We start from the raw sequence: 21,824 nt of genomic DNA on the forward strand, positions 1-21,824 counted from the left end.
GCCGGGGACGAGTCCGGTAAAAGGGTTCGCCTCCCCACCCCGTCCCTCTCGTACGCTGGTCCCGTGGACCCCGCAGAGCTCACCGGCACCGTGTGGCGTACGGTGCGATCCGCCGCGGTGGGTGAGCTCGGCGCACCCGTGCCGGCGCGCGTCGTGGTGGAGCGGCCGCGGCCCGGGGGATCCGGCGACTACGCCACCAACGCCGCCCTCCAGCTCGCCCACGCCGCCGGCCGCGACCCCCTCGACGTCGCCGCCCTGCTGCGCGACCGGCTCGCCGTCCAGCCCGGCATCGCCGCCGTGACCGTCACCGGGCCCGGGTTCCTCAACATCACCCTTCGGCACGAGGGCGATCCCGTCGAGGACGCCCTCGCCGCGGGGGATCTCTTCGGGCACGGCGACTTCCTCCGCGGGCAGTCCATCCGCCTCGTCGCCGACGAGCACCCCCGTGCCCTCGTCCTTGCCGACTCCCTCCGGCGGCTCCTCCTCGCCGCCGGTGCCTCCCCCGGCGAGCAGGGTGATCTCGTACGGGTACGGGCCGTCGCCGCCCCGCCCGGCCCGGGCCCCGGCGCCGGCGAACTCCCCCCCGACGTACTGCGGTGGGCCTTCCTCCGTGCCCCCGCCCAGCAGCGGCCCCGCCTCGCACCCGAGCTGCTCCTCCGCCGTGAGGCCAACCCCCTCTTCCGTATCCAGTACGCCCACTCCCGCACCGCCGCCCTCGCCCGCGCCGCCGCCGCACTCCGGATCGCCGTCGAGACCGGCACCGGCGCCGACGGGCCACCCGCCGCGCCCCCCGCCGCCCCCGTACGGCACACTCGCTCCGACGGCGCCCTCCGCGCCGCCATCGGCGAGCTCCCCGCCGTCGTGGAGACCGCCGCCCGCCGCCGCGCGCCCGACCGGCTCGCCCGGCACCTCGACGTCCTGGCCGGCGCCTTCCTCGGCGCCGAGGCGGCCCATCCCGCCCTGCCCAGCGGCGACGAGGAGCCCACCGCCGTGCACCGGGCCCGGCTGCGCCGGGCCGCCGCCGCAGGCGTCGCCCTGCGCAGCGGCCTCACCCTGCTCGGGATCCGGGCCCCCCAGCACCTCTGAGCCACCACCCGACACCCACCCGACAGCCACCTGCGAACACCCCGCACCACCGAAGGAGTACCCCGCCGTGAGCCGATCCGCCCACCCCGCCGGCCCCCGGCACGGCGACGTGCTGCCCGAAGGGCACTACGCCGCACCGCCCGCCGACCTCAACGACCTCGACTCCCGCGTCTGGGCCCGTACCGTCGCCCGCGGCGACGACGGCGTCGTCACCGTCGGCGGGCTGCCCGTGACCCGGCTCGCCGAGGAGTTCGGCACCCCCGCCTACTTCCTCGACGAGGACGACTTCCGCGCCCGCTGCCGCGCCTGGACCGACGCCTTCGAGGACGCCGACGTCTTCTACGCCGGCAAGGCGTTCCTCTCCCGCGCCGTCGTCCGCTGGCTGCGCGAGGAGGGGCTGAACCTCGACGTGTGCTCCGGCGGCGAGCTGGCGACCGCGCTGGCCGCCGGGATGCCCGCCGAGCGCATCGCGATGCACGGCAACAACAAGAGCCCGGCCGAGATCGAGCGGGCCGTCGAGGCCGGCGTCGGGCGGATCGTGCTCGACTCGTACCAGGAGATCGTCCGCGTCGCGCACCTCGCCGAGCGGCTCGGGAAGCGCCAGCGGGTGCAGATCCGGGTGACCGTCGGCGTCGAGGCGCACACGCACGAGTTCATCGCCACCGCCCACGAGGACCAGAAGTTCGGCCTCGCGCTCGCCGACGGACAGGCGGCAGAGGCGGTACGGCGGGTGCTGAAGCTCGACTCCCTGGAGCTGGTCGGCATCCACAGCCACATCGGCTCGCAGATCTTCGACATGGCAGGCTTCGAGGTCTCCGCCCGCCGCGTCGTCGGGCTGCTCACCGAGATCCGGGACGAGCACGGGGTGGAGCTGCCCGAGATCGACCTCGGCGGCGGCCTCGGCATCGCGTACACGCCCGAGGACGACCCGCGCGAGCCGCACGAGATCGCCAAGGCGCTGCGCGACATCGTCTCCCGCGAGTGCACCGCCGCCGGTCTTGCCGTGCCCCGGCTGTCCGTTGAGCCGGGCCGCGCGATCGTCGGCCCCACGGCGTTCACGCTGTACGAGGTCGGCACGGTCAAGGAGCTGGAGGGGCTGCGTACGTACGTGAGCGTGGACGGCGGCATGTCGGACAACATCCGCACCGCGCTCTACGACGCCGAGTACTCGGTGGCGCTGGCCTCCCGCGCGTCCACGGCCGAGCCGATGCTCGCCCGCGTCGTCGGCAAGCACTGCGAGTCCGGCGACATCGTCGTGCGCGACGCCTACCTCCCGGCGGACCTCGCGGTCGGCGACCTGCTCGCGGTGCCGGCCACCGGGGCGTACTGCCGCGCGATGGCGAGCAACTACAACCACGTGCTGCGCCCGCCCGTGGTGGCCGTGGCGGACGGCGCGGCGCGGGAGATCGTGCGCCGCGAAACGGAGGAGGACCTGCTGCGGCTCGACGTGGGCTGAGCGGCAGCCAGGTCATATCTCAGGCATATCTCAGGACTTAAACGGTACGTCTCGGCATCCGGACAGGGCGTCGCAATCGCCCGCCGCTGCGTGAGACTGGAACCGGCCCCCATCGGTGCACGTGAGGAACGAGGTCGTATGAGCGAGAGGCGTCCGCTGAAGGTGGCGCTCCTGGGCTGCGGGTCCGTCGGCTCCGAGGTCGCGCGCATCATGACGGCGAACGCCGCCGACCTCGCCGCGCGGATCGGAGCCCCGGTCGAGCTGGCGGGCGTCGCGGTGCGGCGCGCGGGGGTGGCGCGGCCGGGGATCCCGGACGAACTGGTCACCACGGACGCCACGGCGCTGGTCAAACGCGGCGACATCGACATCGTCATCGAACTGATCGGCGGCCTGGAGCCGGCCCGTACGCTCATCACCACCGCCTTCGAGCACGGCGCCAGCGTCGTCACCGGCAACAAGGCGCTCCTCGCCGAGGACGGCCCCAGCCTGCACGCCGCCGCCGCCCGGCAGGGCGTCGACCTCTACTACGAGGCCGCCGTCGCCGGCGCCATCCCGCTCGTCCGCCCGCTGCGCGAGTCGCTGGCAGGCGACAAGGTCAACCGCGTGCTCGGCATCCTCAACGGCACCACCAACTTCATCCTCGACCGCATGGACACCTCCGGCGCCGGCTACACCGAGGCGCTGGAGGAGGCCACCGCGCTCGGTTACGCCGAGGCCGACCCCACCGCCGACGTCGAGGGCTACGACGCCGCCGCCAAGGCCGCGATCCTCGCCGGCATCGCCTTCCACACCCGGGTCCGCCTCGACGACGTGCACCGCCAGGGGATCACCGAGATCACCGCCGCCGACATGGCGTCCGCGACCCGCATGGGCTGTACGGTCAAGCTGCTCGCCATCTGCGAGCGCACGCCCGACGGCACGTCCGTCACCGCGCGGGTGCACCCTGCGATGATCCCCAGGGCCCACCCGCTGGCCTCCGTGCGCGAGGCGTACAACGCCGTCTTCGTCGAGGCCAGTGCCGCCGGGCAGCTCATGTTCTACGGCCCGGGCGCCGGCGGCGCGCCGACCGCGAGCGCCGTGCTCGGCGACCTGGTCGCGGTCGGCCGGCACCGGCTCAGCGGCGGCAGCGGTCCCGGGGAGAGCGCGTACGCGCAACTGCCGGTGGCGCCGCCCGACGGCGTCGTGACGCGGTACCACATCAGCCTGGACGTGGCCGACCGGGCGGGCGTGCTCGCCCACGTGGCCGCGGTCTTCGCCGAGCACGACGTGTCCATCGACACGGTCAGGCAGCAGGGCAAGGACGGCGAGGCGTCGCTCGTGGTGGTCACGCACCGGGCGACGGACGCCGCGCTGGCCGCGACGGTCGAGGCGCTCCGGCGGCTGGAGACCGTCCGCGGCGTGGCGAGCACCATGCGGGTCGAAGGGGAGTGACGTAAGGAAATGGACGCAGTGATCGACCAACCGCGAATGTCCGGCACCCGCCAGTGGCGGGGCGTCATCGAGGAGTACCGCGACCGGCTGCCGGTCACCGCGGAGACTCCGGTGGTGACGCTCCGGGAGGGCGGGACCCCGCTGGTGCCGGCCCAGGTGCTCTCCGCGCGCACGGGGTGCGACGTCCACCTGAAGGTCGAGGGCGCCAACCCCACCGGGTCCTTCAAGGACCGCGGCATGACGATGGCGATCTCCGCGGCGAAGCAGTCCGGCGCCCAGGCCGTCATCTGCGCCTCGACCGGCAACACTTCGGCCTCCGCGGCCGCCTATGCGGTACGGGCCGGGCTGACCTGCGCCGTGCTGGTGCCGCAGGGCAAGATCGCGCTGGGCAAGATGGGCCAGGCGCTCGTGCACGGCGCGCGCATCCTCCAGGTCGACGGCAACTTCGACGACTGCCTGACGCTGGCCCGCGCGCTCAGCGAGAAGTACCCCGTGGCGCTGGTGAACTCCGTCAACCCCGTGCGCATCGAGGGTCAGAAGACCGCCGCCTTCGAGGTCGTGGACGCGCTCGGGGACGCCCCCGACATCCACGTCCTGCCCGTCGGCAACGCCGGCAACATCACCTCGTACTGGAAGGGCTACCGCGAGTACCACGACGCCTCTTCCCCGCAGGGGGCGCTCGCCACCCGCACCCCCCGCATGTGGGGCTACCAGGCGGCCGGCGCGGCGCCGATCGTGCGCGGCGAGCCGGTGAAGGAGCCGAGCACGCTGGCCACCGCCATCCGCATCGGCAACCCCGCCTCGTGGGAACTGGCCGAGCGGGCGCGCGACGAGTCCGGCGGGCACATCGAGGCGGTCACGGACCGGCAGATCCTGCGGGCGTACAAGCTGCTGGCCGCGCAGGAGGGCGTCTTCGTCGAGCCGGCCTCGGCGGCGAGCGTCGCGGGGCTGCTCCAGGCCGCCGAGCAGGGCCGGGTCGACCCGGGCCAGCGGATCGTCTGCACGGTCACGGGCAACGGCCTCAAGGACCCCGACTGGGCGGTCGCCGGCGCCCCGCAGCCCGTCGCGGTGCCGGTCGACGCGGACGCGGCGGCGGAGCGGCTGGGGCTGGCCTGACCGGGGCGCACCCGCGGCCCGCGCACCGGCCCGCCATACCCGCGTACGGCACGGGCGCACCGGCGTACGGCACCGGCGGCAGCCCGTCCGGCCTGGGCAGACGGCCGTACAGTCCAGGCCGGGGGCGCGCGCCGCACCGGCTGTTCTGCCGTGCGCCGGGGACGTGCGCGGGCCGCGCATCGAGCGCCTCCTGTGCGCCCTATGTCGCAGGGGAACCCACCTTCGATAAGCTGGTGTTGAGCCCGCCGGTCGAGTGTCCCGGGCACCCCCTTCCGTCTGTCGTCCGCACCGCCCGTCCGCGCGCGCACGGCGTGCCGCGGGGGCGCCGGTCGGGCACAGTCGTAACCGAGCTGATTTCCCCCACCGCCCGGGAGACCGGGTGAGAGTCACAAGGAGAGTCACGCAAGCGATGGCCGGTCCAGCCTTCCGCGCCGCGCCCGTACGCGTCCGCGTGCCGGCGACCAGCGCCAACCTCGGCCCCGGCTTCGACACGTTCGGCCTCGCCCTCGGGCTGTACGACGACGTGGTCGTCCGGGTCGCCGAGTCCGGGCTGCACGTCGACATCGCCGGCGAGGGCGCGGAGAACCTGCCGCGGGACGAGTCCCACCTGCTCGTACGGGCCATGCGCAGCGCCTTCGAGGCGCTGGGCGGGCAGCCGCGGGGCCTTGAGGTGGTGTGCGCCAACCGCATTCCGCACGGCCGCGGGCTTGGTTCCTCCGCCGCGGCGATCTGCGCCGGCATCATCGCGGCGCGGGCGGTGACGATAGGCGGCGCCGAGCGGTCGGGCGCCCTGGACGCGCCCGAGCGGGCGGCACTGCTGGAGCTGGCGACGGAGCTGGAGGGCCACCCCGACAACGTCGCGGCCTGTCTGCTCGGCGGCTTCACGCTGGCCTGGACGGACGACGGCACGGGCGGCGCGGGCACGGCCCCCGGGGACGCCCCCGCGGCGGTACGGGCCATCCGGCTGGAGCCGGCCGGGGGCGTGGTGCCGGTGGTGTTCGTGCCCGGCAACCCGCTGTCCACCGCGGAGGCCCGCGGCCTGCTGCCCCGTACGGTGCCGCACGCCGACGCGGCGCTGACCGCCGCCCGCGCGGCGCTCTTCGTCGAGGCGCTGACCCGGCGCCCCGAGCTGCTGCTCACCGCCACCGAGGACCGGCTGCACCAGGACTACCGTGCGCCCGCGATGCCGGAGAGCACGGCGCTGGTGGCGCGGCTGCGCGCGGACGGCGTGCCCGCGGTGATCTCCGGCGCGGGGCCGACGGTGCTGGCGTTCGCCGAGGACGGCGCGGCCGAGAAGGTCGCCCGTTCGGCGGGCGAGGGCTGGGCGGCCAACCGGCTGGCCCTCGACCGGGAGGGGGCGAGCGTGCTGCCGCTGGCCTGACCGGCCGCGGCGGCCGTGCCACGCGACGTACGCGGGCACCACGCGCAGGTCAGCGGGCCCGCGCGCACCGTCCGCAAACGACGACCCGCACCACCGGCCGCACAACACGGAACCGGGCCCCGGCGCCGGGAGAGGGGGAATGTCTGCAGGATCCGATAGTGTTAACCTCAAGGCAGCACCAGCGCACTCCAGTCGTAGGTTCCACACGGCCGTGCTGTGTGCTGGGGTCTCTCCGGGCCGCAGGGCCCGGGGGCAGGTCCCAGGGGAATTCCCCAGCGGGGCAGCCTTTCTTCCGGGAGCCTTCCACATTGCCTGAGCAGCCTGCCGGTGCAGTGACGCTCCCGAATCGGCACCGCTGTCGTGCGTGACACCCACCCGAGTGCCTCGCGCCATCAGCATGCCGACCCTGCACAGTCTTCACCGCCGTACGGCGGACCACCGCACCGACGCGGACCCGCGGACGCAAACGCACGGGCCGCAGCCGGAGAGCACGACCGGTCGCCGAGCCAGACAGGCCGACGCACCGCTCCAGGGAAGGACCCTTCGTGAGCGACACCACCGATCTGATGGGCGTCAACGCAGAGAACGCCGCCAGCCCAGCTTCTGGGGGTGCCTCCCAGCAGGAGACTGGGGGGGCTCCCGCAACCACCGCCGGTTCGACCAGGCGCCGTCGCGGCGCCGGCCTGGAGGGCATGGTCCTGGCGGAGCTCCAGCAGATCGCATCCGGCCTCGGGATCCGGGGCACCGCTCGGATGCGCAAGAGCCAGCTCATCGAGGTGATCAAGGAGAGGCAGGGCGCCGACGGCGGCAAGCCCGCCGAGGCCAAGGCCGAGAAGGCCGCCGACAAGGCGGGCAAGGACGCACAGGCCGACGGCGCGGCGCGGCCGAAGCGCCGGGCGACCTCCCGGGCCCGTACCGACGCGGCCGAGCAGGCCGAGGGCGACGGCCGCAAGGACGACGGCGACTCGCGGATCGACATTCCGGGCCAGCCCGTCAAGGTGCAGGACACCGCCGAGCAGAACGGCGGCGAGAAGGCCGACCGGGCCGACAAGGCGGAGAAGGCCGAGAAGGCCGAGAAGGCCGACAAGTCCTCCGAGAAGGGCGGCGACGCCAAGCAGTCCGGCGACGGCGGCCGGCAGAAGGGCGACCGCCAGGGCGGCGGCGACCGGCAGGGCGGCGGGCGCCGCGACCGGCAGAACCGCCGCAACAAGGGCGACGACGGCGGCGGCCAGGGCGGTGGCGGCGGACAGCAGAGCCAGGGCGGCGGCCGGCAGCAGCAACAGCAGCAGGACGACGACTTCGACGGCGGCAGGCGCGGCCGCAGGGGCCGCTACCGCGACCGCCGCGGGCGCCGCGGCGGCCGCGAGGACTACAGCGAGCCGCAGATCGCCGAGGACGACGTCCTGATCCCGGTCGCGGGCATCCTCGACATCCTCGACAACTACGCCTTCGTCCGCACCTCCGGCTACCTGCCGGGCCCCAACGACGTGTACGTCTCGCTGGCCCAGGTGCGCAAGAACGGCCTGCGCAAGGGCGACCACGTCACGGGCGCGGTGCGCCAGCCGCGCGACGGCGAGCGCCGGGAGAAGTTCAACGCGCTCGTCCGGCTCGACTCGGTCAACGGCCAGGGTCCCGAACAGAGCCGCGGCCGGGCGGAGTTCGGCAAGCTCACCCCGCTCTACCCGCAGGACAGGCTGCGCCTGGAGAGCGACCCGGGCGCGCTGACGCCGCGGATCATCGACCTGGTCTCGCCCATCGGCAAGGGGCAGCGCGGCCTGATCGTGGCGCCGCCGAAGACCGGCAAGACGATGATCCTGCAGTCGATCGCCAACGCGATCACCACGAACAACCCCGAGTGCCACCTCATGGTCGTCCTCGTCGACGAGCGGCCCGAGGAGGTCACCGACATGCAGCGGTCGGTGAAGGGCGAGGTCATCTCCTCGACCTTCGACCGGCCCGCGGAGGACCACACCACGGTCGCCGAGCTGTCCATCGAGCGGGCCAAGCGGCTCGTCGAGCTGGGCCACGACGTCGTCGTGCTGCTCGACTCGATCACCCGGCTCGGCCGCGCGTACAACCTGGCGGCGCCGGCCTCCGGCCGCATCCTGTCCGGCGGTGTGGACTCCACGGCGCTCTACCCGCCGAAGAAGTTCTTCGGCGCCGCGCGCAACATCGAGGACGGCGGCTCGCTGACCATCCTGGCCACCGCGCTGGTCGAGACCGGCTCGCGGATGGACGAGGTGATCTTCGAGGAGTTCAAGGGCACCGGCAACATGGAGCTGCGGCTCGACCGCAAGCTCTCGGACAAGCGCATCTTCCCCGCGGTCGACGTGGACGCCTCCGGCACCCGCAAGGAGGAGATCCTGATGGGCAGCGACGAGCTGGCCATCGTCTGGAAGCTCCGCCGGGTGCTGCACGCGCTCGACCAGCAGCAGGCCATGGAGCTGCTGCTGGACAAGATGAAGCAGACCAAGAGCAACGCGGAGTTCCTGCTCCAGATCCAGAAGACCACGCCCACGCCCAACGGCGACTGACGCGCAACCCGGCGCCGGTTCCACGCGAACCGGTGCAGGTCGGGCAGTTTTCGTAGGCAAAAGCCTCCCCTTGGAACGAGGGGAGGCTTTTGCGCGTTCAGCAGTACGTGTGTAACCCTTTTAGGTGATCCCTGTCGGGGAATGTGGGGAAAAGATCGGATTTACCCGCGGCAATCCAGGGACCTGAGCGGCTGAGGTGAGGAGCCGATGACGGAACCGTACGACGACGGGGATCCCGGCCACCGGCCGCGCAGCCGCCGCCGCAAGGCGGTCCTCGTGGCGGTCTGGACGCTTGTCGGGGTGATGGTCCTCGGCGGGGCCGGCTTCACGTACCTCTACTTCCGCCTCAACGGCAATCTGACCAGCGTCGACCTCGACGCCAAGCTCGGCGGGGACCGGCCGGAGGACCTGCCGAACGGCTCCACGGACATCCTCGTCCTCGGCTCCGACTCCCGGGCCGGCGACAACGCCAAATACGGCCGCGACGGCGGCGGCGCCCGCTCCGACACCGCGATGATCGTGCACGTCTACGAGGACCGGAAGCGCGCCAGCGTCGTCAGCATCCCCCGCGACACCCTCGTCGACCGCCCCGAGTGCAGCCGCGACGACGGCGACACCGCGCCGGCCGCGAAGCGCGCGATGTTCAACGAGTCGTACTCCGTCGGCGGCCCGGCCTGCACGGTCAAGACCGTGGAGAAGATGACCGGGGTGCGCATGGACCACTTCGTCGAGGTCGACTTCAGCGGCTTCAAGCGGCTCATCAACCAGCTCGGCGGGGTGGAGATCACCACCCGCCAGGACATCGACGACCCCGACAGCCACCTCGACCTCAAGGCCGGCACGCACACCCTGGACGGCGAGCAGGCGCTCGGCCTGGTCCGTACCCGCAAGGGCGTCGGCGACGGCAGCGACCTGGGCCGGATAGAGCTGCAGCAGGTGTTCGTCAAGGCGCTGGTGCAGCAGGTCGGCCAGGTCGACCTGCTGACCAGCCCCGCGAAGCTCATCGGGCTCGCCGACACCGCCACCAAGTCGATCACCACGGACGACGGTCTCGGCACGGTGAACAAGCTGCGCCGGCTGGCCGAGAGCCTGGGCGACATAGGCCCGAACGACATGCAGATGGTGACCCTGCCGGTGACGGCCGACAAGCAGGACAGCAACCGCGTGGTGCCGATGGAGAAGGAGTCCGCGCAGGTCTGGAAGGCGCTGCGGGAGGACCGGCCGATACCGAAGTCCGCGCTGAAGGGGAACGCGGGCGGGCAGGGCGAGCGCGACGTGGTCGCCGCCCCGCCGGCCGGCGGCGACGGCCTGGAGGAGGTCGCGCCCGGCGGCGGTGCACAGGCGGCGGCGAACTGACCCCGGAGCGTGAGCGCCCCGGACCCGCCCCCGCCACTTCCGTACCGCGTTCGGGCCGCCGTCCGTGCGCCACCCGCCGCGGCGCCTGGCGTGGAATAAAGCGGGCCCGGGACCCGTTTTGGCGAGCACGACCGGTCCTCGTAGACTGGTACGTCGGCCCCGGTTCACGTGACGCATCCCGCCGATCGACCCGGAGCCCTCCCGAACCTTAGGAGAATCCCTTGAAGCGCGACATCCACCCGGAGTACGTGGAGACCACGGTGAGCTGTACCTGTGGTAACTCCTTCACCACCCGGAGCACCGTCACCTCCGGCACCATCCGCGCGGACATCTGCTCCGCGTGCCACCCGTTCTACACGGGCAAGCAGAAGATCCTCGACACCGGTGGCCGCGTGGCCCGCTTCGAGGCCCGCTTCGGCAAGCAGCCCGCGGCGAAGAAGTAGCTCGTCCGCGTGCGCCGGGCCGGCCGCCCCGAAGAGGGGCGGACCGGGCCGGCGCACGTTTTTCGTCCCGTCCGGCCGCCCGCCCTCGGTCCTGCTACTTCCCCCTACGGAGCGCCCCACGATGTTCGAGGTCGTCAAGGATCTCATCGGCGAGCACGCCACCCTTGAGCAGCAGCTCGCGGACCCCGGCGTGCACGCCGACCAGCGCCGCGCCACCCGGCTCAACAAGCGTTACGCCGAGCTGACCCCGATCATCGCCGCCTACCGCGCCTGGGAGCGGGCCGGCGAGGACGCCGCCGCCGCCCGCGAGCTGGCCGCGGAGGACCCGGACTTCGCCGCCGAGGCCAAGAGCCTGGAGCGGGAGCGCGAGGACCTCACGGAGCGGCTGCGGCTGCTGCTCGTACCGCGCGATCCCAGCGACGACAAGAACGTCATCCTGGAGGTCAAGGCCGGCGAGGGCGGCGAGGAGTCCGCGCTGTTCGCCGGGGACCTGCTGCGGATGTACCTGCGCTACGCCGAGCGGCAGGGCTGGAAGACGGAGCTGCTGGACGCCAACGAGTCCGACCTCGGCGGCTACAAGGACGTCTCCGTCTCGGTGAAGCTCAAGGGAAGCGCCGGTCAAGGGGCCGCCGAGCCCGGCCGGGGCGTGTGGGCGCGGCTGAAGTACGAGGGCGGCGTGCACCGCGTGCAGCGGGTGCCGGCCACCGAGTCGCAGGGCCGGATCCACACCTCCGCCGCCGGCGTGCTGGTGCTGCCCGAGGCCGAGGACGTCGACGAGGTCGAGATCGGCCCCAACGACCTCCGCATCGACGTCTACCGCTCCTCGGGCCCCGGCGGGCAGTCCGTCAACACGACGGACTCCGCGGTACGCATCACGCACCTGCCCACCGGCATCGTGGTCTCCTGCCAGAACGAGAAGAGCCAGCTTCAGAACAGGGAGCAGGCGATGCGTATCCTGCGGGCGAGGCTGCTCGCCGAGGCGCAGGAGGAGGCGGAGAAGGAGGCGGCGGACGCGCGCCGCAGCCAGGTGCGTACGGTGGACCGGTCGGAGCGCATCCGCACGTACAACTTCCCGGAGAACCGGATCTCCGACCACCGGGTCGGGTTCAAGGCGTACAACCTGGACCAGGTGCTCGACGGGGAGCTGGACGCGGTGATCCAGGCATGCGTGGACGCGGACGCCGCGGCCAAGCTCGCGGACGCGGGCTGAGCACCGCACGGGATACGGCCGAGGGACCGGAGGGAACGTGAACCTGCTGCTCGTCGAAGTGGCACAGGCCACGCGGCGGCTCGCCGACGCCGGTGTGCCCTCCCCGCGGTTCGACGCGGAGGAGCTGGCGGCGTACGTGCACGGCGTGCCCCGCGGCGAGCTGCACCGCGTCGCCGACGCCGACTTCGACGCCCGCTACTGGGAGGCCGTCGCCCGCCGCGAGGCCCGCGAACCGCTGCAGCACATCACCGGCGTCGCCTACTTCCGCTATCTGGAACTCCAGGTCGGCCCCGGCGTCTTCGTGCCCCGGCCGGAGACCGAGTCCGTGGTGGACTGGGCCATAGCGGCCGTCCGCGCCATGGACGTCGTCGAGCCGCTCATCGTCGACCTGTGCACCGGATCCGGCGCCATCGCGCTGGCCATGGCGCAGGAGGTGCCGCGGGCCGCCGTGCACGCGGTCGAGCTGGAGGAGACGGCGCTCAACTGGGCCCGTAAGAACGCCGCGCACAACGACGGCGGCGCCCGGGTCGTGCTGCACCATGGAGACGCGCGCACCGCGCTGCCGGAGCTGAACGGCCAGGTCGACCTGGTCATCAGCAATCCGCCCTACATCCCGCTGACCGAGTGGGAGCATGTCGCCCCGGAAGCCCGCGACCACGACCCGCAGGCCGCGCTCTTCTCGGGCGAGGACGGCCTCGACCTCATCCGCGGTCTGGAGGTCGCGGCCCGGCGGCTGCTGCGCCCCGGCGGGGTGCTGGTCGTCGAGCACGCCGACACCCAGGGCGGCCAGGTGCCGTGGCTCTTCACCGAGGAACGCGGCTGGGCGGACGCCGCCGACCACCCCGACCTCAACAACCGGCCTCGATTCGCGACCGCCCGCAGGGTCCGTACCTGAGAAGGAGATTGACATGGCACGGCGCTACGACTGCAGCGATGCGGCCGATCGCAGGACCGGGCTGCGCGAGGCCGCGTCCGCAGTCCGCCGCGGCGAGCTGGTCGTCCTGCCCACCGACACGGTCTACGGCATCGGCGCCGACGCCTTCGCCGACGAGGCGGTGGCGGCGCTGCTGGACGCCAAGGGCCGCGGGCGCAGCATGCCCACGCCGGTGCTCATCGGCTCGCCGAACACGCTGCACGGGCTCGTCAAGGACCTCAGCGAGGAGGCGTGGGAGCTGATCGACGCCTTCTGGCCGGGCGCGTTGACCGTCGTCGCCAAGCACCAGCCGTCGCTCACCTGGGACCTGGGCGAGACCCGCGGCACGGTGGCGGTGCGGATGCCGCTGCACCCCGTGGCGCTCGAACTGCTCAAGGAAGTCGGCCCGATGGCCGTCTCCAGCGCCAACCTCACCGGCCACCCCGCCCCGCAGGACTGCGACGCCGCCCAGGAGATGCTGGGGGAGTCGGTCTCGGTCTATCTCGACGGCGGCCCGACGCCGGCCGCGGTGCCCTCCTCGATCGTGGACATCACCGGCCGCACGCCGGTGCTGCTGCGCGAGGGCGCGGTGACCGCGGAGCAACTGCGCGAGGTCGCAGGCGGGCTCGAGGTCGCCAGTTGACCGCGCCCGAAGGGCGCACGGGGGACATACAGGGATTCCGGATCCTCCACGTCAGCACCGGCAACGTCTGCCGCTCGCCGATCACCGAGCGGCTGACGCGGCATGCCCTCGACGTGCGCCTCGGCCCGCGGCCCGCGGCGGGCATCGCGGTGGAGAGCGCGGGCACCTGGGGGCACGAGGGGGCGCCGATGGAGGCGCACGCGGCGACGGTGCTGCGGGAGTCGGGGGCGGACCCGGACGGGTTCGCGGCCCGGGAGCTGCGCGACGAGCACGTGATCCGGGCGGATCTGGTGCTGACCGCGACCCGGGACCACCGGGCGCAGGTGATCTCCATGGGCCACTCCGCGGGGCTGCGCACGTTCACGCTCAAGGAGTTCGCCCGGCTGGTACGGGCCATAGATTCCGCCACGCTGCCGCCGGCCCGCGAGGGCCCGGTGGCGCGCGCGCACGCGCTGGTCCAGGCCGCGGCGGCGCTGCGCGGCTGGCTGCTGGCGCCCAGCCCGGCGGCGGACGAGGTGTACGACCCGTACGGGGCGCCGGTGCCGTACTTCCGGCGGATCGGCGAGGAGATCGGGCAGGCGCTGGACCCGGTGGTGACGGCGCTCACAGGGGCGCCGGCGGCCGCCTGACGATGGCCGGATGCAACCGGTCGGGCGCCTGAGGGGTCTATTTCTGTACGGGCCCGGACGGGCCTTGCGTCCGTACCCGGAGAACGGAGGGCCGGGAGCGGGCTAATGTGTGTGGCTGAACGGAACAGCGAAACCTCTGGGGCAGCTTGTGCGTGAATACCTGCTGACGCTGTGCATCGCAGCCGCTGTCACGTATCTGCTGACCGGCCCGGTGCGGAAGTTCGCGATCGCGGCCGGCGCGATGCCGGAAATCCGGGACCGTGACGTGCACAGCGAGCCGACGCCGAGGCTCGGCGGCATCGCCATGTTCGGCGGGATGTGCGCCGCGCTGCTCGTCGCGTCGCAGTTGCAGGCCTTCGAGCGGGTCTTCGAGCTCAACGAGCCCAAGGCGCTGCTGTCCGGTGCCGCGCTGATCTGGCTGATCGGCGTGCTGGACGACAAGTGGGGCGTGGACGCCCTGCTCAAGCTCGGCGCGCAGATGATCGCCGCGGGCGTCATGGTGCTGCAGGGCCTGACGATCCTGTGGATCCCCGTCCCGGGCGTGGGCACGGTCGTGCTGACGCCGATGCAGGGCACGCTGCTGACCGTCGCGCTCGTCGTCATCTCGATCAACGCCGTCAACTTCGTGGACGGCCTCGACGGGCTGGCCGCCGGCATGGTGGGCATCGCCTCGGCGGCGTTCTTCATCTACGCGTACCGCATCTGGTTCGGCTACGGGATCGAGGCCGCCGCCCCCGCCGCGCTCTTCTCCGCCGTGCTGCTGGGCATGTGCGTCGGCTTCCTTCCGCACAACGTGCACCCGGCGCGGATCTTCATGGGCGACTCGGGATCGATGCTGCTGGGCCTGGTGCTGGCCGCCGGGGCGATTTCGATCACCGGTCAGGTGGATCCGGACGCACTGAAGGTCTTCGCGGGCAGCGAGAAGGAGGCGGTGCGCTCGACGGTGCCGGTGTTCATCCCGCTGGTGCTGCCGCTGACGATCCTGGCGATCCCGATGCTGGACCTGGTGCTGGCGGTCGTACGGCGCACGTGGCGCGGCCAGTCGCCGTTCGCGGCGGACCGGGGGCATCTGCACCACCGGCTGCTGGAGATGGGCCACTCGCACATGCGGGCCGTGCTGCTCATGTACTTCTGGTCGGCGCTGGTCGCGTTCGGGATGGTGGCGTTCTCGGTGCAGGCCGACAACGTCTGGTTGGTGCTGGTGGCGGTCGGGTTGAGCGCCGCGGGGCTCGTGCTGCTGCTGCTGCCGCGGTTCGCCCCGAAGACGCCGTCCTGGGCCAACAGGCTCGTACCGCCGCGCTACCGCCGCCCCGGGGACGCCGGCGACGGGCCCGGCGGCGAGGGGCCGGGCGACGGTACGGGGCCGCAGGGCGACCCGGCGCCGGCCGGCGGCGTCGCGGCCACCGGGACGAACGGGACGAAGGGGACGCCCGGTTCACAGGAGCACGAGCTCGTGCCCGCCGGCATCAGCGGTTCCACGGCCGTGGGGGAGCGCTCGCGCTGGCGCCGGTCCGGACATTGACCGCCGTAGCAGGCATATCTCCAGGTGAGCGGAGCGACGTGGCCGACGTAGCCCCTTCGTGTGACGGGCAGCACACTTCCTGAGTAAAGCTCGGGTCAAGATGCTTGTGATACCGTTCACGAGAACCCGGTGCAGAGCCGAAGGACCGTAGTGCGACGGTTCTCTGGCGCGATGCCCCTCGACGCGGTGCACTCGCTCCGGGGGACATGCTCGTCACCGTCGACCAGTTGCTCCCGACTCCCGCCGGAGACTCCTCATATGCAGGTCAACGACGCCCGGATCCTCCGTGGCGCCGCGATCCCGACCGCCCTCGCCGGCGTCGTCGCAGTGATCATCAGCTCACTCGCGGCCGGTGTGAAGGGCGGTGTGGGAGCCGCCGCAGCCACCGTGGTGGTCCTTGCCTTCTTCTGTCTCGGCCTCTTCGCACTCCAGCATTTCTCGCGCAAGAACCCCGAGCTCTTCCTCGGGATCGCGCTGATCACCTACACCTCGCAGGTGCTGCTGCTCGCCGTCGTCATGGGCCTCTTCAAGGACACGACGCTCTTCAACACCAAGGCGTTCGGCTTCACGGTGCTCGCCGCGGCGCTGGTGTTCACCGCCGCCATGGGCCGTACCCACTTCCGGCTGAAGTTGCCGTACGTGGAACCGGAGCGAGAAACCGGAGCGGGTGAACAGCGCTCCGGTACAGCCACCGAGGCCGGGCGATGAGACCCGCTGACCGAGCAGTGATCCGTGACTGCTATGGTCCCCCTGCCGCGCCGGTGCGCGCGTGCGCAGTGGGCCGCAGGGCCGCACCGCACCCCGCCGGCCGTATCCCGTCCTGTCACGTACCGCTCTCCAGCGGTGCACAACGCCGACACATTGAGGTTGCCGTAGCCATGCGTCACGCCGAAGGAGCTCGCCGGTGAGTGCTGCTGATACGACGCTCGCTTTCGACGCGAGTTGCAAGATCTTCGTTGATGGTGGTTGCGGCTTCCAGTCCCCCGGCCTGCACTCGTTCGTCTTCAAGCCGATGTTCACGATCGGCGGCTTCGAGTTCAACAAGCCGATTCTGCTGGCGCTGGTGACGACGCTGGTGCTCTGCGTCTTCTTCTGGAAGGCGTTCGCCAGCCCCAAGGTCGTCCCCGGCAAGCTGCAGATGGTCGCCGAGTCGGGCTACGACTTCGTCCGCCGCGGCATCGTCTACGAGACCATCGGCAAGAAGGAAGGCGAGAAGTGGGTGCCGCTGCTGGTCTCCCTCTTCTTCTTCATCTGGCTGATGAACCTCTGGTCGATCATCCCGCTCGCGCAGTTCCCGGTGACCTCGATCATCGCCTTCCCCGCCGCCCTGGCGATCCTGGTCTGGCTGACCTGGATGACCCTGACCTTCAAGCGGCACGGCTTCGCCGGCGGGTTCAAGAACCTCACCGGCTACGACAAGTCGCTGGGCGGCGTGCTGCCGCTGGTCATGCTGATCGAGTTCTTCTCCAACGTGCTCGTGCGGCCCTTCACGCACGCGGTGCGGCTCTTCGCGAACATGTTCGCCGGCCACCTGCTGCTCGTGATGTTCACCATCGCCACCTGGTTCTTCATGAACAGCTGGGGCTTCGCCTACGCGCCCGTGGCCTTCGTGATGGTCATGGTGATGATCGCCTTCGAGCTGTTCATCCAGGCCGTCCAGGCGTACGTGTTCGTCGTGCTGACCGCCAGCTACATCTCGGGCGCGCTCGAAGAGGCGCACTGAGCCACCGCACCACCCGTACCACCCCGAATCGTCCGGTGGCCAACCCCCACCGGCCCGTAGAAGAGAAGGAAGAAACACCCATGGCTGTCATGGAGACTCTCGCCGCCGTCGAGATCAAGGGCAACCTCGGCGCCATCGGCTACGGCCTCGCCGCGATCGGCCCCGGTGTCGGCATCGGCTACATCTTCGGTAACGGTGTGCAGGCCATGGCCCGCCAGCCCGAGGCTGTCGGCCTGATCCGGCAGAACATGATTCTGGGCTTCGCCTTCTGTGAGGCGCTCGCCCTCATCGGCATCGTCATGCCGTTCGTTTACCCGTCCTGAGCGGACTCCTTACGACGAAAGGCACCGATGTGAACCTCCTGCAGATCGCGGCATCAGAGGAGCAGAACCCTCTCATCCCGCCGTTGCCGGAACTCGTCATCGGCCTGATCGCCTTCCTCATCGTCTTCGGCCTGCTGGCCAAGAAGCTCCTGCCGCGTATCAACGAGGTGCTGGAGGAGCGCAAGGCGGCCATCGAAGGCGGCATGGAGAAGGCCGAGGCCGCCCAGATCGAGGCGGAGCAGACGCTCGACCAGTACAAGGCCCAGCTCGCCGAGGCCCGGCACGAGGCCAACCGGCTGCGCGAGGAGGCTCGCGAGCAGGGTTCGGCTCTCATCGCCGAGATGCGGGCCGAGGGCCAGCGGCAGCGTGAGGAGATCATCGCTGCCGGTCACGCCCAGGTCGAGGCCGACAAGAAGGCCGCTTCGCTGGCGCTGCGCCAGGACGTCGGCGCGCTGGCCACCGAGCTGGCCGGCCGGCTGGTCGGCGAGTCCCTGGAGGACCACGCCCGGCAGAGCCGCGTCGTCGACCGGTTCCTGGACGAGCTGGAGGCCAAGGCCGCCGCCCAGTCCGGGACGAAGGCCGAGGCCGGGGCATGAACGGAGCGAGCCGCGAGGCGCTGGCCGCCGCCCGGGAGCAGCTCGACGCGCTGACCGACAATTCCCCTCGCTTCGCTGGGGATGCCCCGTCCTCGGTCGACGCTGTGTCGTCTCTGGCCGAGGAACTGGCCGCCGTGACCGCCCTGCTGGACCGCGAGGTGACGCTGCGGCGGGCGCTGACCGACCCGGCGCAGCCAGGCGAGGCCAAGGCCGAGCTGGTCGGCCGGGTCCTCGGCGGGCAGATCGGCGGCGAGGCCGCCGACCTGGTCGCCGGGATGGTACGGGCCCGCTGGTCGCGGGCGCGTGACCTGGTCGACGTGCTCGAGGAGCTCGCCGACACCGCGGACCTCACCGCCGCGCAGCGGGCGGGGCAGCTCGACGAGGTGGAGGACGAGCTGTTCCGGTTCGGCCGGATCGTCACGGGCGACAAGCAGCTCCGCGGGGCGCTCACCGACCGGGTGGGCACCGGAGCCGCCAAGGCCGGGCTGCTGCACACGCTGCTGGGCGGCCGGGCCAACCCGGTCACCGAGCGGCTGGTCGTGCGGCTCGTCGAACGGCCGCGGGGCCGTAGCCTGGAAGGGGGCCTGGAGGCCCTGTCCAAGCTCGCCGCGGAGCGCCGGGGCCGGATGGTCGCGGTCGTGTCCACCGCCGTGCCGCTCAGCGACGGGCAGAAGGAGCGCCTGGGCGCCGCGCTGTCCCGGCTGTACGGCAGGGACATGCACCTGAACCTGGACGTGGACCCCGCGGTCCTCGGCGGGATCTCGGTGCGGGTGGGCGACGAGGTCATCAACGGCTCCGTCGCCGACCGCCTCGACGAGGTGAAGCGCGGTATGCGGGGCTGACGGTCACCGGCCGTCACACACCAACTCCAGAGGATCACCAGCGGCCCGAGTTGGGCCGTGGACGCAAGAACTTACGGGCCCAACAAGGAGAGCAGGGAACCCAGATGGCGGAGCTCACGATCCGGCCGGAGGAGATCCGGGACGCGCTGGAGAGCTATGTCCAGTCGTACCAGCCGGACGCGGCCTCGCGCGAAGAGGTCGGCACGGTATCGCAGGCCATGGACGGCATCGCCAAGATCGAGGGGCTGCCCTCGGCGATGGCGAACGAGCTGCTGAAGTTCGAGGACGGCACCCTCGGCCTCGCCCTCAACCTGGAGGAGCGGGAGATCGGTGCGGTCGTCCTCGGCGAGTTCAGGGGCATCGAGGAGGGGCAGCCGGTCACCCGTACCGGAGAGGTCCTCTCCGTGCCGGTCGGCGACGGTTACCTGGGCCGGGTCGTCGACCCCCTGGGCAACGCGGTGGACGGCCTCGGTGAGATCGCGACCGAGGGCCGCCGTGCGCTGGAGCTGCAGGCTCCCTCGGTCATGCAGCGCAAGTCGGTGCACGAGCCGATGGAGACCGGCTACAAGGCCGTCGACGCGATGACCCCCATCGGCCGCGGCCAGCGCCAGTTGATCATCGGTGACCGGCAGACGGGCAAGACCGCCCTCGGCATCGACACGATCATCAACCAGCGCGACAACTGGCGCTCCGGCGACCCGAACAAGCAGGTCCGCTGCATCTACGTGGCGATCGGCCAGAAGGGCTCCACCATCGCCGGCGTGCGCGGCGCGCTGGAGGAGGCCGGTGCGCTGGAGTACACCACGATCGTGGCGGCCCCGGCGTCCGACCCCGCGGGCTTCAAGTACCTGGCTCCCTACACCGGCTCTGCCATCGGCCAGCACTGGATGTACCAGGGCAAGCACGTCCTGATCATCTTCGACGACCTGTCCAAGCAGGCCGAGGCATACCGCGCCGTGTCGCTGCTGCTGCGCCGCCCGCCGGGCCGCGAGGCGTACCCCGGTGACGTCTTCTACCTGCACTCCCGGCTGCTGGAGCGCTGCGCCAAGCTCTCGGACGACCTGGGCGCCGGCTCGATGACGGGCCTGCCGGTCATCGAGACCAAGGCGAACGACGTGTCGGCGTACATCCCGACCAACGTGATCTCCATCACCGACGGCCAGTGCTTCCTGGAGTCCGACCTGTTCAACTCGGGCCAGCGCCCGGCGCTGAACGTCGGTATCTCCGTCTCCCGCGTCGGCGGTGCCGCCCAGCACCGGGCGATCCGGCAGGTCTCGGGACGGCTGAAGCTGGACCTGGCGCAGTTCCGCGAGCTGGAGGCGTTCGCCGCCTTCGGCTCCGACCTGGACGCCGCCTCCAAGGCGGCCCTGGAGCGGGGCCAGCGGATGATGGAGCTGATGAAGCAGCCGCAGTACGCGCCCTTCCCCACCGAGGACCAGGTCGTGTCCGTGTGGTCCGGCACCAACGGCATCCTGGACGACGTGCCCGTCGCGGACGTCAAGCGGTTCGAGCGCGAGCTGCTCGACCACCTGCACCGGGAGAACAAGGACCTGCTCACGGGTATCCGTGAGGGCGGCAAGATGCCCGACGAGACCATCGACGCGCTCCGCGAGGCGGTCGAGTCCTTCAAGCGGCAGTTCGAGACCTCGGACGGCAAGCTGCTGGGCGAGGGCTGAGCATGGGCGCCCAGATGCGGGTCTACAAGAGGCGGATCCGTAGCGTCTCTGCGACCAAGAAGATCACCAAGGCGATGGAGATGATCGCCGCCTCGCGCGTCGTCAAGGCGCAGCGCCAGGTGGCGGCCTCCACGCCGTACGCGACCGAGCTGACCAGCGCCGTCACGGCGGTGGCCGCGGGCTCCGAGACCAAGCACCCGCTGACCACCGAGGTGGAGCGGCCGGTGCGGGCCGCGGTGCTGATGATCACCAGCGACCGCGGTCTGGCCGGCGGCTACAACTCCAACGCCATCAAGCAGGCCGAGGCGCTGACCAACCGGCTGACCGGTACGGGCCGGCAGGTGGACCACTTCATCGTCGGCCGCAAGGGTGTCTCGTACTTCGGCTTCCGCGAGCGGCCGGTGGCCGAGTCCTGGACCGGCTTCACCGACAACCCGACCTACGCGGACGCGAAGCGGGTGGCCGCGCCGCTCATCGAGGCGCTGAGCAAGGAGACCTCGGAGGGCGGCGTGGACGAGATCCACATCGTCTACACCGAGTTCCACTCGATGATGACGCAGACCGCGGTGGACAAGCGGCTGCTCCCGATCGTCTTCGAGAAGACCGCCGCGGACTCCGCGGAGGTCTTCGAGGAGGCGCGCAAGAAGGAGCAGGAGTACCGCGCGCTGTACGACTTCGAGCCGTCCGCGGACGGCGTGCTCGACGCGCTGCTGCCGCGGTACGTCGAGAGCCGGATCTACAACGCGCTGCTGCAGTCGGCCGCCTCCAAGCACGCCGCCACCCGCCGTGCGATGAAGTCGGCGACGGACAACGCCGAGGAGCTCATCAAGTCGCTCACGCGGCTAGCCAACCAGGCCCGCCAGGCCGAAATCACCCAGGAAATCAGCGAGATCGTCGGTGGCGCGAACGCCCTGGCCGACGCCTCTGCGGGGAGTGACCGATAA

At 71.8% G+C, this 21,824-nt stretch carries 20 protein-coding genes; all 20 read left to right on the forward strand.

Annotated features, from left to right (window positions below; all coding sequences use genetic code 11):
- The first annotated feature begins 63 nt into the window (after positions 1-63).
- The 20 genes from OG946_RS26970 (at position 64) to OG946_RS27065 (ending at position 21,824) form a co-directional block, all read left to right on the forward strand.
- Complete coding sequence (locus OG946_RS26970; RefSeq protein ID WP_326798585.1) at positions 64-1,086, forward strand: DALR anticodon-binding domain-containing protein; 1,023 nt, start codon at positions 64-66, stop codon at positions 1,084-1,086.
- Positions 1,087-1,153: 67 nt separating this feature from the next.
- Positions 1,154-2,542, forward strand: a complete 1,389-nt coding sequence (lysA, locus tag OG946_RS26975; RefSeq protein WP_326798586.1) for a diaminopimelate decarboxylase — start codon at positions 1,154-1,156, stop codon at positions 2,540-2,542.
- 138 nt (positions 2,543-2,680) lie between these two features.
- The gene (locus tag OG946_RS26980) at positions 2,681-3,973 is read left to right on the forward strand and encodes a homoserine dehydrogenase (RefSeq protein ID WP_326798587.1); all 1,293 of its coding nucleotides are present in this window, start codon (positions 2,681-2,683) and stop codon (positions 3,971-3,973) included.
- 36 nt (positions 3,974-4,009) lie between these two features.
- A complete protein-coding gene (gene thrC, locus OG946_RS26985) occupies positions 4,010-5,089 on the forward strand; it encodes a threonine synthase (RefSeq protein WP_326798588.1) in 1,080 nt (359 codons plus the stop codon).
- 409 nt (positions 5,090-5,498) lie between these two features.
- On the forward strand, positions 5,499-6,470 hold the full coding sequence (gene thrB / locus OG946_RS26990; RefSeq protein WP_326798589.1) for a homoserine kinase: 972 nt from the start codon (positions 5,499-5,501) through the stop codon (positions 6,468-6,470).
- A 545-nt stretch (positions 6,471-7,015) separates the two neighbouring features.
- Entirely contained in the window at positions 7,016-9,004 is a 1,989-nt protein-coding gene (gene rho / locus OG946_RS26995) for a transcription termination factor Rho (RefSeq protein WP_326798590.1), read from the forward strand.
- Positions 9,005-9,211: 207 nt separating this feature from the next.
- Positions 9,212-10,360, forward strand: a complete 1,149-nt coding sequence (locus OG946_RS27000; protein ID WP_326798591.1) for an LCP family protein — start codon at positions 9,212-9,214, stop codon at positions 10,358-10,360.
- A 221-nt stretch (positions 10,361-10,581) separates the two neighbouring features.
- Positions 10,582-10,803, forward strand: coding sequence for a 50S ribosomal protein L31 (rpmE, locus tag OG946_RS27005; RefSeq protein ID WP_326798592.1), 222 nt, complete (start codon positions 10,582-10,584; stop codon positions 10,801-10,803).
- A 121-nt stretch (positions 10,804-10,924) separates the two neighbouring features.
- The gene (gene prfA, locus OG946_RS27010) at positions 10,925-12,013 is read left to right on the forward strand and encodes a peptide chain release factor 1 (protein ID WP_326798593.1); all 1,089 of its coding nucleotides are present in this window, start codon (positions 10,925-10,927) and stop codon (positions 12,011-12,013) included.
- Between the two features lie 37 nt (positions 12,014-12,050).
- Complete coding sequence (prmC, locus tag OG946_RS27015; RefSeq protein ID WP_047018144.1) at positions 12,051-12,908, forward strand: peptide chain release factor N(5)-glutamine methyltransferase; 858 nt, start codon at positions 12,051-12,053, stop codon at positions 12,906-12,908.
- A 13-nt stretch (positions 12,909-12,921) separates the two neighbouring features.
- Positions 12,922-13,569, forward strand: coding sequence for an L-threonylcarbamoyladenylate synthase (locus OG946_RS27020; protein WP_101421413.1), 648 nt, complete (start codon positions 12,922-12,924; stop codon positions 13,567-13,569).
- Positions 13,566-14,198: an arsenate reductase/protein-tyrosine-phosphatase family protein gene (locus OG946_RS27025; protein WP_326798594.1), complete on the forward strand. Its 633-nt coding sequence runs from the start codon at positions 13,566-13,568 to the stop codon at positions 14,196-14,198. Before OG946_RS27020 ends, OG946_RS27025 begins: the two co-directional genes overlap by 4 nt.
- A 148-nt stretch (positions 14,199-14,346) precedes the next feature.
- Positions 14,347-15,720: an MraY family glycosyltransferase gene (locus OG946_RS27030; protein WP_326798595.1), complete on the forward strand. Its 1,374-nt coding sequence runs from the start codon at positions 14,347-14,349 to the stop codon at positions 15,718-15,720.
- Between the two features lie 258 nt (positions 15,721-15,978).
- Positions 15,979-16,428, forward strand: a complete 450-nt coding sequence (locus tag OG946_RS27035; protein WP_326798596.1) for a hypothetical protein — start codon at positions 15,979-15,981, stop codon at positions 16,426-16,428.
- Positions 16,429-16,732: 304 nt separating this feature from the next.
- Positions 16,733-17,443 carry a F0F1 ATP synthase subunit A gene (atpB, locus tag OG946_RS27040; protein WP_326800375.1) on the forward strand — a complete coding sequence of 237 codons (711 nt, stop codon included), beginning with the start codon at positions 16,733-16,735 and terminating at the stop codon, positions 17,441-17,443.
- A gap of 80 nt (positions 17,444-17,523) precedes the next feature.
- The gene (atpE, locus tag OG946_RS27045) at positions 17,524-17,766 is read left to right on the forward strand and encodes an ATP synthase F0 subunit C (RefSeq protein WP_026276655.1); all 243 of its coding nucleotides are present in this window, start codon (positions 17,524-17,526) and stop codon (positions 17,764-17,766) included.
- Positions 17,767-17,795: 29 nt separating this feature from the next.
- Positions 17,796-18,362 carry a F0F1 ATP synthase subunit B gene (locus OG946_RS27050; protein ID WP_326798597.1) on the forward strand — a complete coding sequence of 189 codons (567 nt, stop codon included), beginning with the start codon at positions 17,796-17,798 and terminating at the stop codon, positions 18,360-18,362.
- On the forward strand, positions 18,359-19,204 hold the full coding sequence (locus OG946_RS27055) for a F0F1 ATP synthase subunit delta (protein WP_326798598.1): 846 nt from the start codon (positions 18,359-18,361) through the stop codon (positions 19,202-19,204). Before OG946_RS27050 ends, OG946_RS27055 begins: the two co-directional genes overlap by 4 nt.
- A 104-nt stretch (positions 19,205-19,308) precedes the next feature.
- Entirely contained in the window at positions 19,309-20,880 is a 1,572-nt protein-coding gene (atpA, locus tag OG946_RS27060; protein WP_326798599.1) for a F0F1 ATP synthase subunit alpha, read from the forward strand.
- A 2-nt stretch (positions 20,881-20,882) separates the two neighbouring features.
- On the forward strand, positions 20,883-21,824 hold the full coding sequence (locus OG946_RS27065) for a F0F1 ATP synthase subunit gamma (RefSeq protein ID WP_326798600.1): 942 nt from the start codon (positions 20,883-20,885) through the stop codon (positions 21,822-21,824).

This window comes from Streptomyces sp. NBC_01808 (assembly GCF_035917395.1).
Classification (GTDB): domain Bacteria; phylum Actinomycetota; class Actinomycetes; order Streptomycetales; family Streptomycetaceae; genus Streptomyces.